At 76.8% G+C, this 17,168-nt stretch carries 1 protein-coding gene; it reads left to right on the top strand.

Going from position 1 to position 17,168, the window contains the following annotated elements:
* Positions 1 to 21 precede the first annotated feature (21 nt).
* On the top strand, positions 22 to 17,109 hold the full coding sequence (locus tag ACZ34W_RS31860; RefSeq protein ID WP_465609040.1) for a type I polyketide synthase: 17,088 nt from the start codon (positions 22 to 24) through the stop codon (positions 17,107 to 17,109).
* Positions 17,110 to 17,168 lie beyond the last annotated feature (59 nt).

The raw sequence follows: 17,168 nt of genomic DNA, 5'->3' as shown, positions 1-17,168 counted from the left end.
CCGGAAGGAGTTCGCGGTAAGGTGCGCCCCGATCTGATCACCCCGCTCCCGGTCATCCTCCGGGAGAACGCGGTCCGTTTCACGGACAAGATCGCTTTCGAGGACGACCGGCACGCGGTCACCTACGGAGAGCTCGAAGCACGGACGCGGAGGCTGGCCGGTCACCTGGCCGGCCTCGGCGTCCGGCGCGGGGACCGGGTGGCACTCTGCCTCGGCAACTCCGTCGCCATGGTGGAGGGCTATCTCGCCGTCGTGCGGGCCGGCGGCATCGGCGTGCCGGTGAACCCGCGGGCCACGGCGGCCGAGACCGAGTACCTGCTGACCGACAGCGGCGCGGTCTTCGCGCTGGCCGACACCGGTCACGCAGAAACGTTCCTGCGATTGCTGCCGGCCCCGGCCGGTGCGTCCGGCGTGCTGGTGGCCGGCCCGGCCCCGGCCCCGGCGGGCACCCTCTCCTTCGACGAACTCGCCGTCACCGAACCCGTCACCGAGGCCCCCGACGACCTCGGACTGGACGAGGTGGCCTGGATGTTCTACACCTCGGGCACCACCGGCCGGCCCAAGGGCGTGCTGTCCACCCAGCGCAACTGCCTCTGGTCCGTGGCCTCCTGCTACGTGCCCGTGCCGGGCCTGTCCGAGCACGACCGGGTGCTGTGGCCGCTGCCGCTCTTCCACAGCCTCTCGCACATCGCCTGCGTGCTCTCCGTCCCGGTGGCCGGCGCCACCGCCCGGATCATTGACGGCAGTTCCGCGGACGACATCCTGACCGCGCTCCGCGAGGACCGCTCCACCTTCCTCGCCGGCGTCCCCACCACCTACCACCACCTGGTCACCACCGCCCGGCGGACCGGTCTGTCGCTGCCCGACCTGCGGATCGGGCTGGTCGGCGGCGCCGTCACCGGCTCCGAACTGCGCCGCTCCTTCGAGGAGGGCTTCGGGGTGCCGCTGGTCGACGCCTACGGGAGCACCGAGACCTGCGGCGCGATCACCATCAACCCGCCGGACGCCGCCCGCGTCGAGGGCTCCTGCGGCCTGCCCGTGCCGGGCGTCGGCGTGCGGATCGTCGACCCGCGCACCGGCCTCGACGTCGCGGCCGGCGAGGAGGGCGAGGTCTGGGTCAGCGGACCGAACGTCATGGTCGGCTACCACAACAGCCCGGAGGCCACCGCCGCGGCGGTGCGGGACGGCTGGTTCCACACCGGCGACCTGGCCCGGCGGGACGAGGCCGGGTACTTCACCATCTGCGGCCGCCTCAAGGACCTGGTCATCCGCGGCGGCGAGAACATCCACCCCGACGAGGTCGAAGCCGTCCTGCGCACCGTCGAGGGCGTGGCCGACGCCGGGGTCGCCGGGGTGGCGCACGACACGCTCGGCGAGGTGCCCGTCGCCTGGGTGGTCCCCGGGCCGGCCGGCCTCGACACCGCCGCGCTGATCGACCGCTGCCGCGAGCGGCTCTCCGCGTACAAGCTGCCCGAGCGGGTCTACGAGGTCGCCGGGATCCCCCGGACGGCCTCCGGGAAGATCGTCCGGCGCCTGCTGGCCGAGCAGCCCGCCCGGCTGCGCTACGCCGCCGACGGACACCATGACGCCCTGCTGGCACCGGCCTGGGTGCCGGCGCCGCCCGCACTCCCGGCGGCCGCCGGAACAGCCGCACCGGGCTGGGCGGTGGTCGGCCCGGCCGACGCGCTCGTCACCGGCCTGCGGGCCGCCGGTCTCGACGTCCGGCACCACCCCGACCTCGCGGCCCTGGACGCCGCCGTGGCCGCCGGCGAGCCGGCTCCCGGCGTGACCCTGCTCGACCCGGTGGCCACCGCCGCCGAGGGCCGTGCCTCGGCCACCCGGCCGGTACCAGCCGGGGCCCGGCTGGTCCTGCTCACCCGCGGCGCGGTGACCGCCACCGAGGGGGACGCCGCGCCCGACCCCGCGGGCGTCCCGCTCTGGGCCGTCGCGCGCTCCGTCCAGGCCGGCAGTGACCGCCCCGAGGCCGTGACCGTCCTCGATCTCGACGCCCGGCCCGGCGCCGAGGTGTCCGCCCCGGAGCTGCTGGCCGCCGTCGCCTCCGGTGAACCCCAACTCGCCCTGCGGGCCGGGCAACCGCTGGTCCCACGACTGCTCCCGGTGCCGGTCGCCGACCGTCCGCTCGGCGGCGGCCCGGCCGGACTCGGCGCGACCGTGGTGGTCACCGGGGCCGACACCCCGGCCGGCGCCGCTCTGGTGCGCCACCTGACCACCGCGTACGGGGTGGAGCGGTTGCTGCTGGTCGACGCGCCGGATGCGGGCGAGCCGCTGGACGCCGACCTCCCCACCGGGCTGGAGCTCGCCCGGGTGACCGCCGACGGCACGGACCGGGCCGCACTGCGGACGGCGCTCGCCGACCTCGGCCACCCGGTCACCGCCGTCGTGCACGCCGCCGGGGACCAGGCCCTCGCCCGGGCCCTCGACGAGCTCACGGCCGACACCGGCCTCACCGCCTTCGTCGCCGTCACCGGCACCGCCGCCGTGCTCGGCTCCCCCGGGGCCCCGGACACCGCCGTCGCCGAGGCGCTGACGGACGCACTGGCGCACAGCCGCCGGCTGCGCGGGCAGGCCGGCTCGGCCCTCGCCTGGAGCACCGGCTACCCGGTGGCCGACGCCACCGAGGAGGCCGGGGCCCGGCACCTGCGGGACGGGCTCGCCGCCTTCGACCTGCTGATCGAGACCGGCGCCCCGGCGCTGGTGGCGCTGCGGACCGGCCCGCTCGACCCGGACGGCCGGGTGCCGGCGGTCCTGCGCGCCCTCGCGGCCACGCCGCCGCCCGCCGTCCGGCCCGACGAGACCGTCACCGCCGACCTGCGCGCCCGCCTGTCGGTCCTGGACGAGCGGGCGCAGCTCGCCCTGCTCGAAGAGCTGGTCCGCACCCAGGCCGCCGCCGTGCTGAACCGGCCCGGCACCGGCGCCGTCCCGGCCGGGCAGGCCTTCCGCGACCTGGGCCTCACCTCGCTCGCCGTCGTCGAACTGCGCAACCGGCTGACCGGGAGCACCGGGCTGCGCCTGCCCGCCACCGTGAGCTTCGACCACCCGACGCCGGAGGCGCTGGCGGCCCACCTGCGGGCCCGCGTCCTCGGCCTGCGGGAGGCCCCGGAGCCGGCCGGCCGGGCGGTGCCCGCCGACCCGGACGAGCCGATCGCGATCGTCGGCATGGCCTGCCGCCTGCCGGGCGGTGTGACCGGCCCGGAGGAACTGTGGCGGCTGGTCCGCGAGGGCCGGGAGGCCCTGTCCGGCTTCCCGGAGGACCGTGGCTGGGACTTGGACGCCCTGTTCTCCGGCGATCCGGAGCAGGCCGGCACCTCCACCGCCGACCGCGGCGGGTTCCTGCGCGACGCCGGTCTGTTCGACGCCGGGTTCTTCGGCATCAGCCCGCGGGAGGCGCTGGCGATGGACCCGCAGCAGCGGCTGCTGCTGGAGGCGTCCTGGGAGGCGATGGAGCGGGCCGGTATCGACCCGGCCGGTCTGAAGGGCGCGGACGTCGGGGTGTTCTCCGGGGTCATGGGCCAGAGCTACGGCGCGGGCGGCACGGCGCCGGCGGAGCTGGAGGGCTTCACCGCCACCGGTACGGCGTCGAGCGTGGCCTCGGGCCGGGTCTCCTACGTGTTCGGGTTCGAGGGCCCGGCGGTGACGGTGGACACGGCGTGCTCGTCGTCGCTGGTGGCGATGCACCTGGCCGCGCAGGCGCTGCGGCGCGGGGAGTGCTCGCTGGCGCTGGCCGGCGGCGCGACCGTGATGGCGACCCCGGACACTTTCGTGGAGTTCTCGCGGCAGCGGGCGCTGGCGACGGACGGCCGCTGCAAGTCCTACGCGGACGCGGCGGACGGCACCGGCTGGGCCGAGGGCGCGGGCGTCGTGGTGCTGGAGCGGCTCTCCGAGGCGCGGGCCAACGGGCACCACGTCCTGGCGGTGCTGCGCGGCAGCGCGGTGAACCAGGACGGCGCGTCGAACGGTCTGACCGCGCCCAACGGGCTCTCCCAGCAGCGGGTGATCCGCAAGGCGCTGGCCAACGCGGGCCTGTCCACCGCCGAGGTGGACGTCGTCGAGGGGCACGGCACCGGCACGGTGCTGGGTGACCCGATCGAGGCGCAGGCCCTGCTGGCCACCTACGGTCAGGACCGGCCCGCCGAGCGGCCGCTGCGGCTCGGCTCGCTGAAGTCGAACATCGGCCACACCCAAGCCGCGGCCGGGGTGGCCGGCGTGATCAAGATGGTCCAGGCGCTGCGGCACGGCGTCATGCCGCCCACCCTGCACGTGGACGCGCCGTCCACCCGGGTGGACTGGTCGCTCGGCGCGGTGGAGCTGTTGACCGAGGCCCGGGACTGGCCGGAGACCGGGCGCCCCCGGCGGGCCGCCGTCTCCTCCTTCGGTGTCAGCGGCACCAACGCGCACCTGATCCTGGAGCAGGCCCCCGAGGAGGAGCCGGCCGAGGTCGAGGCCGGCCCCGCGGGTGTGCTGCCGCTGGTGGTCTCGGCGAAGAGCGCGGCCTCGCTGGCGGGCCAGGCCGGGCGGCTGGCGCCGTTGGTGACGGCCGGTGACCGGGCGGCCCTGGCCGGTGCGCTGGTCACCCGGCGGGCGCTGCTGGACGAGCGCGCCGTGGTGGTGGCCGGCACCTCGGAGGAGGCGCTGGCGGGGCTGGCCGCGTTGGCGCGCGGGGAGTCGGCGCCGGGGTTGGTGACGGGCAGTGTGTCCGGTGCGGGCCGGACGGTGCTGGTGTTCCCGGGGCAGGGTTCGCAGTGGGTCGGGATGGGGCGTGAACTGCTGGACTCCTCCCCGGTGTTCGCGGAGCGCGTCGCGGAGTGCGCGGCGGCGCTGGAGCGCTGGGTGGACTGGTCGCTGGAGGAGGTGCTGCGCGGTGAGGCCCCGGCCGAGCTGCTGGAGCGGGTGGACGTGCTCCAGCCGGCGAGTTTCGCGGTGATGGTCGGTCTGGCGGCGGTCTGGGCGTCGGTGGGTGTGGTGCCGGACGCGGTGGTCGGGCACTCGCAGGGGGAGATCGCGGCGGCCTGCGTGGCGGGTGCGCTGTCGTTGGAGGACGCGGCGCGGATCGTGGCGGTGCGCAGCCAGGTGATCGCCGGGAGCCTGGCCGGTCGCGGGGGGATGGCGTCGGTGGCGCTCTCCGAGAGCGAGGCGCTGGCTCGCCTGGTGCGCTGGGCGGACCGGGTGGAGGTCGCGGCCGTCAACGGCCCGGCCTCGGTGGTGGTGGCCGGTGATGCCGAGGCTTTGGACGAGGCGTTGGAGGTGCTGGCGGCCGACGGCGTGCGGGTGCGCCGGGTGGCGGTGGACTACGCCTCGCACACCCGTCATGTCGAGGCGATCGAGGAGACTCTCGGCGAGGCCTTCGCGGACATTCGCAGCCAGGCCCCGCTGGTGCCGTTCTTCTCCACCGTCACGGGCGAGTGGATCGATGAGGCGGGCGTGCTGGACGGCGGGTACTGGTACCGCAACCTGCGCGGCCAGGTCCGCTTCGGCCCGGCGATCGCGACGTTGCTGGACCAGGGCCACACGGTGTTCGTGGAGTCGAGCGCGCACCCGGTGCTGGTCCAGCCGGTCAGTGAGATCGTGGACGAGGCCGGGGCCGAGGCCCTGGTCACCGGGACGCTGCGGCGGGACGAGGGCGGTCCGCGCCGGCTGTTCGCCTCGATGGCCGAACTCTTCGTCCGGGGCGTCTCCGTGGACTGGACGGGAGTGTTGCCCACCGGCACCGCCCGCGTCGAGCTGCCGACCTACGCCTTCGACCACCGGCACTACTGGCTGCGGACCGCCCGGGCCACCGACGCGGCCTCGCTCGGCCAGGCCGCCGCCGACCACCCGCTGATCGGCGCGATCGTCGGTGTGCCCGGCTCGGGCGGCTTCATGACCACCGCGCGGTGGTCGCTCGGTGCGCACCCGTGGCTCTCCGAGCACGTGGTCGGCGACACCGTCCCGGTACCCAGCGCGGCGCTGGTCGAGCTGGCCGTCCGGTTCGGCGACGAGGTCGGCACCCCGACCGTCGCGGAACTGACCGTCGACCGGCCGGTGGTGCTCCCGCTGCGCGGGGGGCGCGCCGTCCAGATGACCGTCGGAGCGGCCGACGACACCGGGCGGCGCGCCGTCGAGGTGTACTCCCGCGCGGACGACGCGCCGCTGGACGCGGAGTGGACGCGCCACGCCCACGGCACCCTGGCACCCGCCCCGGCGGACACCCGGGCCGCCCGGCCCGCCGACGGCCCGGTGGCCGAGGTCTCGCTGGACGACGCGGCCGGCCCCGCCGACCGATTCGGCCTGCACCCGGCGCTGCTGGACGCCGCCGTGCGCACCGCCCTCCCGGAGGGCGCGTTCGCCGCCGAGTGGCGCGGGGTGACCCTGCTGGCCTCGGGCGCCACCGAGCTGCTGGTCCGCACCTCCGGGACGACGGACGAGGGCGCCCGGCTGGAGCTGAGCGACCCGACCGGTGCGCCGGTGCTGATCGCCGATGCCGTCCTCGCCCGGCCCTACGCGCCGGAACAGGACGCTTTCGCAGGGGAGTTGACGCAGGACGCGCTGTTCCGGCTGGAGTGGTCCGAACTGCCGCTGCCCGCCCTGGCAGAGGCCGCCCCCGGTACGGCGACCATCGCGACCGCCGGGGACGTCGAGACCCTCGCCGCGTCCGACGGTCCGGCCCCGGAGGTGCTGCGGTACGCCGTGGAGCACCCGGGGGGTGACCCCCGGGCCGCCGTGGCCGCCGCGCTGGCCGTCCTCCAGGCCTGGCTGTCCGCCCCCGCGCTGGCGCAGTCCCGGCTGGTCGTCTCGATGGGCGGGGACGGGACCGACCTCGCGACCGCCGCCGTGTCCGGTCTGCTGCGCTCGGCGCAGTCCGAGCACCCGGACCGCATCGTGATCGCCGAACTCGACGACTCCGCCGCCGCGTTGCTGCCGGCCGTGCTGGCCAGTGGCGAACCGCGGGTGCGGGTCCGGGCGGGCCTGGCCGAGGTACCCCGGCTGGTCCGGGCCACCGTCCCGGAGCGCACCACGGGGACGCCCGGAGCCGGGACCGCCGAAGCCGGGACGCCCGGAGCCGAGGCGCCCGGAGCCGGGACCGCCGCGGGCCTCGACCCCGCCGCGGGCCTCGACCCCGCCGGGACCGTCCTGGTCACCGGCGGGACCGGGACGCTCGGCGCCCTGGTCGCCCGGCACCTGGTCACCGCGCACGCCGCCCGCCACCTGCTGCTGGTCAGCCGCCGCGGCCCCGCCGCCGAGGGCGCGCAGGCGCTCCGCGAGGAACTCGCCGCGCTGGGCGCCACCGTCACCGTCGCCGCCTGCGACACCGCCGACCGCGCCCAGCTCGCCGCGCTCCTCGCGGCGGTACCGGCCGAGCACCCGCTGACCGCCGTCGTGCACACCGCCGGCGTCCTGGACGACGGCGTGGTCACCGCGCTGACCCCGGACCGGGTCGACACCGTGCTGCGGCCCAAGCTGGACGCCGCGCTCCACCTGCACGAGCTCACCCGGGGCCTGGACCTCGCGGCCTTCGTGCTGTTCTCCTCGGCCGCCGGCGTCCTGGGCAACCCCGGCCAGGGCAACTACGCGGCGGCCAACGCCTGCCTGGACGCCCTGGCCGAGCTGCGTCGCGGGCTCGGCCTGCCCGGCGTCTCGCTCGCCTGGGGCTACTGGAGCCAGGCCAGCGGCATGACCCGCCACCTCGGCACCGCCGACCTCCGGCGCACCAGGCGGCTGGGCATGGCCGGGCTGTCCGACGCCGAGGGGATGGCCCTGCTGGACGCCGCCCTGCGCGCCGGCGCCGGGACGCCCGCCGCCCTGGTGGCCGCCAGGTTCGACCTGCCCGCCCTGCGCGCGGCCGCCCGCAGCGGCCCCGTGGCACCGCTGCTGCGCGGCCTGGCACCGGCCGGACGGCGGACCGTCCGCGCCGCCGCCGGCCCCGACACCGGCTCCCTGCGGGACCGGCTCGCCCGGCTGGGTGAGGCCGAGCGGACCGAGCAACTGGTGGCCCTGGTGCGCCGGCACGCCGCCGAGGTGCTCGGCCACGCCGCCCCCGACGCCGTCCGGGCCGACCGGGCCTTCAAGGAGGCCGGCTTCGACTCGCTGACCGCCGTGGAGCTGCGGAACCGGCTGGCCTCCGCGAGCGGACTCACGCTCTCCTCGACCATCGTCTTCGACTACCCGAAGCCGGTCGCCCTCGCCGAGCACCTGCGCGTCAGGCTGTTCGGCAGCACCGCCCCGGACGGCGCCGGGACGGGCCGCGCGAGCGCCGCGGCCGTCGACCCCGACGAGCCGATCGCGATCGTGGCGATGTCCTGCCGCCTCCCGGGCGGGGTGCACAGCCCCGAGGACCTCTGGCGGCTGGTGGCCGACGGGGTCGACGCCGTCACCGAGTTCCCCGAGGACCGCGGCTGGGACATCGAGCGGCACTACGACGCCGACCCGGACAGCGCGGGCAAGACCTACGTCCGCCACGCCGCCTTCCTCGACGACGCCACCGGGTTCGACGCCGGCTTCTTCGGCATCTCGCCGAACGAGGCGCTGGCGATGGACCCGCAGCAGCGGCTGCTGCTGGAGACCTCCTGGGAGGCCTTCGAACGCGCCGCGATCGACCCCACCGGGCTGGGCGGCCAGGACATCGGCGTCTTCGTCGGCGTCAACAGCCACGACTACACCGTGCGGATGCACCAGGCGGCCGGCGTCGAGGGCTTCCGGCTCACCGGCGGCTCCGGCAGCGTCCTGTCGGGCCGTGTCGCCTACCAGTTCGGCTTCGAGGGCCCGGCCGTCACGGTCGACACCGCCTGCTCCTCCTCGCTGGTCGCCCTGCACCTCGCGGCCCAGGCGCTGCGCCGGGGCGAGTGCTCGATGGCGCTGGCCGGCGGCGTGATGGTGATGGGCAACCTGGAGACCTTCGTGGAGTTCTCCCGGCAGCGCGGGCTGGCCCCGGACGGCCGCTGCAAGGCCTTCGCGGACGGCGCGGACGGCACCGGCTGGGCGGAGGGCGTCGGCGTGCTGCTCGTCGAGCGGCTCTCCGAGGCGCGCCGGCGCGGCCACCAGGTCCTGGCGGTGATCAGCGGCAGCGCGGTCAACCAGGACGGCGCGTCCAACGGTCTGACCGCGCCGAACGGGCTCTCCCAGCAGCGGGTGATCCGCACGGCGCTGGCGAACGCGGGCCTCTCGCCGGCCGAGGTGGACGCGGTCGAGGCGCACGGCACCGGCACCGTCCTCGGCGACCCGATCGAGGCGCAGGCGCTGCTGGCCACGTACGGGCAGGACCGCGTGGACGGGCAGGAGCCGCTCTGGCTCGGCTCGGTCAAGTCGAACATCGGCCACACCCAGGCCGCGGCCGGGGTGGCCGGAGTGATCAAGATGGTGATGGCCATCCGGCACGGCGTCCTGCCCCGGACGCTGCACGTGGACCGGCCCTCGACCCATGTGGACTGGTCGGTGGGCGCGGTCGAGCTGCTGACCGAGGCCCGGGACTGGCCGGAGACCGGCCGCCCGCGCCGCGCGGGGGTGTCCTCCTTCGGCATCGGCGGGACCAACGCGCACGTCCTGGTGCAGCAGGCGCCGGCCGACGCCGCCGCCGTGCCGGAGCCCGCGCCGCCGCAGGACCCGGCCGACGCCGCCCAGGTGCCGCCGGTGCTCGTCCCGGTGCCGGTCTCGGCCAGGTCGGCGGCCGCGCTGCGCGGCCAGGCGGGGCGGCTCGCCCGCTTCGTCGACGACCGGTCCGACGTCCCGCTGGCCGGGACGGCCCACGCGCTCGCCACCGCCCGGGCCGGGCTCGACCACCGCGCGGTGCTGCTGGCGGGTGACCGCCGGCAGCTGGCCGACGCCCTGCGCGCCCTCGAAGCGGGCACGCCCGACGCCACGACCGTGGTCGGCAACGCCGCCGCCGGCGACGGCAGGCTGGCCTTCCTCTTCACCGGGCAGGGCAGCCAGTGGGCCGGGATGGGCCGCCGCCTCGCCGAGGCCTTCCCGGTCTTCCGGGACGCCTTCGCCGCCGCCTGCGCCGCCGTCGAGCGGCACCTGGACGGCGCGTCGACGCGCCCGCTGCACGAGATCGTCTTCGCCGACCCCGGTACGGCGGAGGCCGGGCTGCTCGACGAGACCCTGTACACCCAGGCCGGTCTCTTCGCCCTGGAGACGGCGCTGTTCCGGCTCTTCACCTCCTGGGGCGTACGGCCCGACCTGCTGGCCGGGCACTCGATCGGCGAGCTCGCCGCCGCCCACGCCGCCGGCATCCTCGACCTCGCCTCGGCGGGCGAACTGGTCGCCGCCCGAGGGCGGTTGATGCAGGCACTGCCGGCCGGCGGCGCGATGGTCGCGGTGCGGGCGACCGAGGCCGACGTCGCGCCGCTGCTGGCCGGCGCGGCGGGCGTGGTCGGTGTCGCGGCGGTCAACGGCCCCGACTCGCTGGTGCTCTCCGGCGCCGAGGACGCGGTGCTCGCCGTCGCGGCCGAGCTGGCCCGGACCGGTCACAAGACCCGGCGGCTCACCGTCAGCCACGCCTTCCACTCGGCCCTGATGGAGCCGATGCTGGCGGAGTTCGAGGCGGTCGCGGCCAAGCTGAGGTACCGGCCGGGCAGCATCCCCGTGGTCTCCACCGTCACCGGCCGGCTCGCCGAGGAGGGGCACCTCGGGACGGCGTCGTACTGGGTCGACCAGGTGCGCGACGCCGTCCGGTTCGGCGACGCGGTCACCGCGCTGCGCGACCAGGGCGCCGCGACCTACCTCGAACTCGGCCCGGGCGGGGTGCTGACCGCGATGGCGCTCGGCACGCTCGGCGAGCGGCAGGCCGGCGGCTGCGTCGCCACCCTGCGCGGCGACACCCCCGACGACACCGCCGTCCTCACCGCGCTCGCCGAACTGCACGTGCGCGGCGTGGACGTGGACTGGCCCGCCGTCCTCGGCCGGCCGGTCACGGCGGTCGGCGCCGAACTGCCCACGTACGCCTTCCAGCACGAGCGGTACTGGGTCGAGAGCGGCGCCGCCACGGACGCCGAGGCACTCGGCGCCCGCAGCACCGGGCACCCGCTGCTCGGCACCGTCGTCGACGTCCCCGGCGAGGACGGCGGCACCGGCGTCGTGCTCACCGGGCGGCTGACCCGGCGCAGCCGGGGCCTGCTGGTCGACCCGGCCGGCGCCGGTGACACCGCCGTCCCGGCGGCCGTGCTGCTGGACCTGCTCGTCCTGGCCGGCAGCGAGGCCGCCAGCGGCGCCGTCCGGCAGCTCACCGTGGTGACGCCGCTGGTCCTGCCCGGCCACGGGGACCTCCAGCTGCGGGTCTCGGTGGAGGCCCCGGGTACGGACGGCCTGCGCCGCGCCGGGGTGCACTCCCGGCCGGCCGGCCCGGAGCAGGGCCCCTGGGTCTGCCACGCCCGCGCCCTGCTGGCCCCCGGCCTGCCGCAGCCCGGCTTCGACCTGCGGGACTGGCCGTCCGCCAAAGACGCAGCGGACACCGCGGGCGCCGGCGAGGCGGCGGACACCGGCGAGGCCGCGGACACCGCGTCCCCCGCCGCGAAGGTGGCCGGCGTCCGCAGGCTCTGGCAGCGCGACGGCGGGCTCCTCGCCGACATCGAGCTGCCCGCCGAACTCCTGGCCGAGGCCGAGGCGTTCACGCTCCACCCGGCACTCGTCGACACCGCGCTGAAGGTCCTCGCCGCGCACACCGGAGGCGACCCCGACGGGCGCGACCGCGAGCCGGCCGCCTGCGCCGAACTCGCCGTGTACGCGGAGGGCGCCGCCACCCTGCGGCTGCGGATCACCCCGGCCGAGGGCGGCCGCCACCTGCTGGAGCTGGCCGACGCGGAGGGCGAACCGGTCGCCACCATCGGGCCGTTGACGCCGGCGGGCACCGACGGGGCCACCCGTGCCGACGCCGTTCCCGTGGCGGTTCCGGCGGCCCCGGCGGACGCCCCGCTGGCCCGGCGCGTGGTGCGGCGCGGTGTGGAGGCCGGTGGTTCGACGGCCGCCCGCCTCGCCGACCTCGCCCCGGCGGAACAGCACCGCCGGCTGATGGCGCTGGTGCAGGAGAGCGCCGCCGCCGTCCTGGGCCACCAGGGCGCCGACTCCTTCGACGCCGGCCAGCCGTTCCGCGAGCTCGGCTTCGACTCGCTCAGCGCCGTCAAACTCCGCAACCGGCTGCAGGACTTCACCGGCCTGTCCCTGCCGACCAGCCTGGTCTTCGACTACCCGACCCCGGCCGCACTGGCGGACCACCTGCGCGGCGAACTGCTCGGCGAGCGGCCGGCGGACGGGCCGGCGGCCGCGGCGGCCGCCACCGACCCGGACGAGCCGATCGCCATCATCGCCATGAGCACCCGGCTGCCGGGCGGCGTGAACACCCCCGAGGAGCTCTGGACCATGGTCGCGGAGGGGCGGGACGGGCTCTCCGCCTTCCCCACCGACCGGGACTGGGACGTCGACAAGCTGTACCACCCGGACCCGGCCCACCCGGGCACCAGCTACACCCGGGTCGGCGGATTCCTGCACGACGCGGCCCAGTTCGACGCCGGGCTGTTCGGCATCTCGCCGCGTGAGGCACTCGCCATGGACCCGCAGCAGCGGCTGCTGCTGGAGACCTCCTGGGAGGCGCTGGAGCGGGCCGGGATCGACCCGCTCTCCACCCGGGGCCGCGACATCGGCGTCTTCACCGGCATCGTCCACCACGACTACGTGACCCGGCTGCGGCAGGTGCCCGACGACGTGCAGGGCTACGTGATGACCGGGACGTCCTCCAGCGTCGCCTCGGGCCGGGTGTCCTACGTGTTCGGCTTCGAGGGCCCGGCGGTCACCGTGGACACGGCCTGCTCGTCGTCCCTGGTGGCGATGCACCTGGCCGCGCAGGCGCTGAGGCGCGGCGAGTGCTCGATGGCACTGGCCGGCGGGGCGACCGTGATGTCCAGCCCGGACGCCTTCCTGGAGTTCTCGCGGCAGCGCGGCCTCTCCGCCGACGGGCGCTGCAAGGCCTACTCGGCGACGGCCGACGGCACCGGCTGGGCCGAGGGTGTGGGCGTCGTGGTGCTGGAGCGGCTCTCCGAGGCGCGGCGCAACGGGCACCGGATCCTGGCCGTACTGCGCGGCAGCGCGGTGAACCAGGACGGCGCGTCGAACGGCCTGACCGCGCCCAACGGCCCCTCGCAGCAGCGGGTGATCCGCCGGGCGCTGGCGAACGCGGGCCTGAGCGCCGCCGAGGTGGACGTGGTCGAGGGCCACGGCACCGGCACCTCGCTGGGCGACCCGATCGAGGTCCAGGCCCTGCTGGCCACCTACGGCCAGGACCGGCCCGCCGACCGGCCGCTGCGGCTCGGCTCGCTGAAGTCCAACATCGGCCACACCCAGGCGGCGGCGGGTGTCTCCGGCGTGATCAAGATGGTGGAGGCGATGCGGCACGGCGTGATGCCCGCGACCCTGCACGTCACCGAGCCGACCCCGCAGGTGGACTGGGCGGCGGGCGCCGTCGAGCTGCTCACCGAGGCGCGGGAGTGGCCGCGCGACGGCCGGCCGCGCCGCGCGGCGGTCTCGTCGTTCGGTGCGAGCGGGACCAACGCGCACGTGATCCTGGAGGAGGGCCCCGAGCCGGTCCCGGCGGAGCCGGCCGACGGGCCCGCGCCGGACGCGGTGGTGCCGCTGGTGGTGTCGGCGCGGAGCGCCGCCTCGCTGGCGGGCCAGGCCGGCCGGCTGGTCGCCTTCGTGGAGTCGGCGCAGGCCGCGCCGCTCACCGGAGTCGCCGGGGCACTGATCGCGCGGCGGGCGGTGCTCGCCGAGCGCGCGGTGGTGGTGGCCGGTTCGCGGTCCGAGGCGCTGGCCGGGCTGGCCGCGCTGGCCCGGGGCGAGCGCAGCCCCGCCGTGGTGACCGGGACCGCCGCGTCCTCCGGCGGACCGGGCCGCACCGTGCTGGTCTTCCCGGGACAGGGTTCGCAGTGGGTCGGGATGGGGCGTGAACTGCTGGACGCCTCCCCGGTGTTCGCCGAGCGGGTGGCCGCATGCGCCCGGGCGCTGGACCCGTGGGTGGACTGGTCGCTGGTGGACGTGCTGCGCGGGGACGCGCCGGCCGAGCTGCTGGACCGGGTGGACGTGCTCCAGCCGGCGAGCTTCGCGGTGATGGTCGGCCTGGCCGCCGTCTGGGCCTCGGTCGGCCTGGTGCCGGACGCCGTGCTGGGCCACTCCCAGGGCGAGATCGCGGCGGCCTGCGTGGCCGGTGCGCTCTCCCTGGAGGACGCCGCGCGGATCGTCGCGGTGCGCAGCCAGGTGATCGCCGGCAGCCTCGCCGGGCGCGGCGGGATGGCCTCGGCGGCGCTCTCCGAGGCCGACGCGCTGGTCCGGCTGGCGCCGTGGGCGGACCGGGTGGAGGTCGCCGCGGTCAACAGTCCGACGTCCGTGGTGGTGGCCGGTGACGCCGAGGCGCTGGACGAGGCGCTGGAGGTCCTGGCGGACGACGGTGTCCGGGTGCGCCGGGTGGCGGTGGACTACGCCTCCCACACCCGCCACGTCGAGGCGATCGAGGACACGCTGGCGAAGGCCTTCGCGGACATCCGCAGCCAGGCCCCGCTGGTCCCGTTCTTCTCCACCGTCACGGGTGAGTGGATCGACGGGGCGGGCGTGCTGGACGGCGGCTACTGGTACCGCAACCTGCGCGGCCAGGTCCGCTTCGGCCCGGCCGTCGCCGCCCTGCTCGGCCAGGGCCACACCGTCTTCGTCGAGGCGAGCGCGCACCCCGTACTGGTCCAGCCGGTCAACGAGATCTTCGACACCGCCGAGGACGACAGCGTCCGGCTGCGCGCCGTCGTCGGCGGCACGCTCCGCCGCGAGGAGGGCGGGCCGCGCCGGCTGCTGGCCTCGATGGCCGAACTCTTCGTCCGGGGCGTCGCCGTGGACTGGACCGGCATCCTGCCCGCCGGGGCCGACGCCCCGCTGGCGGAGCTGCCGACCTACGCCTTCGACCGCCGGCACTTCTGGCTCCAGGAGGGCGAGACGCCCGACGCCGCCGCCTCGGCGGCCGAGGGCGCGGACGCCGACTTCTGGGCGGCCGTGGAGCAGACCGACCCCGACTCGCTCGCCCGACTGCTCGACCTGGCCGCGGCCGACCAGCGCGAGGCGCTGCGCACGCTGACCCCCGTCCTGGCCGACTGGCGGGGCCGGCGGCGGCGCCGGTCCAGCGCCGAGAAGCTGCGCTACAACGTCACCTGGCGGCCGCTCGAACGCGAGGCCGTCGGTGTGCCGGGCGGCCGGTGGCTGGTGGTCGTCCCGTCCGGGCGACCGGCGGACGCACCCGTCGACGGCCTGCCGGCCGCGCTGGCCGCGCAGGGGCTCGACCTCGTCACCCTGGAGGTCGCGGCCGAGGAGACCACCCGTGCCCGCCTCACCGAACGGCTGACCGCCGTGCTGGCCGAGCAGGACGTGACCGGCGTGCTCTCGCTGCTCGCGCTCGACCCGGGGACCACCGGGCCGGACGTGAGCGCCACGGTGGCCACCCTCGCGCTGATCCAGGCGCTCGGCGACGCCGCGCCCGGCCGCCCGCTCTGGTGCCTCACCCGGGGCGCCGTGAACATCGGGATCCAGGACACCCTCACCGCACCGGCGCAGGCCGCGCTGTGGGGCCTGGGCCGGGCCGCCGCGCTGGAGTTCCCCGACCGCTGGGGCGGTCTGATCGACCTGCCCGCCGCGCACGACGCCCGGACGGCGCAGTACCTGCTCGGCGCGCTGAACGGCGCCGCCGGCGACGACCAGCTCGCCGTCCGCCGCTCCGGCGTCTACAGCCGCCGACTGGTCCGCAAGGCCGCGCCGGAGCCCACCACGGGCGGCTGGCAGCCCAGCGGCACCGTGCTGGTGACCGGCGGGGCCGAGGGGCTCGGCCGCAACGCCTCGCTCTGGCTGGCGGAGTCCGGCGCGAGCCGGCTGATCGTCACCACCGGCCCCCGGACGGCCGAGGAGGACCTGGCCGGGCTGCGGGCGGAACTCGCCGCACTGGGCACCGGCACCACCGTGGTGGCCTGCGCCGACGCCGACCGGGACGCACTCGCCCGGCTGGTCGCCGAGGCGCCCGCGGACCAGCCGCTCACCGCCGTGCTGCACGCGGCCGACATGGCCTGGACCGGCTCCGTCACCGACACCGGCGCGGCGGACCTCGCCGAGGTCTTCGCCGCCAAGGTGGACACCGCCTTCTGGCTCGACGAGCTGTTCGCCGACACCCCGCTCGACGCGTTCGTCGTCTTCTCCTCGATCGCCAGCGTCTGGGGCGGCGGCGGGCAGGGCGTCTCCGGCGCGGCCAACACCGTGCTGGACGCGCTGGTCGAGTGGCGTCGCGGACGCGGCCTGCGGGCGACCTCGATCGCCTGGGGCGCCCTCGACCAGGTCGGCGCCGGGATGGACGAGGCGACCCTCGCCCAGCTGCGCCGCCGGGGCGTCCTGCCGATGGCCCCGCAGGTCGCGATGACCGCCTTCGAGCAGGCGGTGCGGGCGCACGAGAAGTTCGTCACGGTGGCCGACATGGACTGGGACGCCTTCATCCCGGCGTTCACCTCCGTCCGGGCCAGCCCGCTCTTCGCCGACCTCCCCGAGGCCGACGCCGCACTGCGGGCCTCCCAGCCGGACAGCGGGAACAGCGACACCACCTCCTCGCTGGTGGACTCGCTGCGGGCCGTCCCGGAGGCGGAGCAGGGCCGGATCCTGCTGAAGCTGGTCTGCGGCCACGCCGCGACCGTCCTCGGCCACAGCGGCGCCGAGAGCATCGGCCCGCTGCAGGCCTTCCAGGAGGTCGGCTTCGACTCGCTGGCCGCCGTCAACCTGCGCAACAGCCTGCACGTCGCCACCGGCCTGCGGCTGCCCGCGACCCTGATCTTCGACTACCCCACCCCGGACGCCCTCGTCGGCTACCTGCGCGCCGAACTCCTGCGGGACACCGGCGACGACCTCGACGGGCGGGAGGACGACCTGCGGCGCGCGCTCGCGGACGTCCCGTTCGCCCGCTTCAAGGAGGCCGGCCTCCTGGACACCCTGCTCGCCCTCGTCGAGACCGAGGAGGCCCCCGCACCCGACGCGGCGGCCGAACCGGCCGAGGACGACGCCGACCTGATCGATGCCATGGACGTCGCCGACCTGGTGCAGCGCGCCCTCGGCCGGAACTGACCCGGACGCCCGGCGACCACCCGTTCCACCCCGAACCGCCCTGAACCGCCCCGATGACC

The sequence above is a fragment of the Kitasatospora sp. NPDC022856 genome, assembly GCF_055561235.1.
The sequence above is the reverse complement of the archived record's forward strand: the minus strand, read 5'-3'. Positions and strand labels throughout refer to the sequence as shown.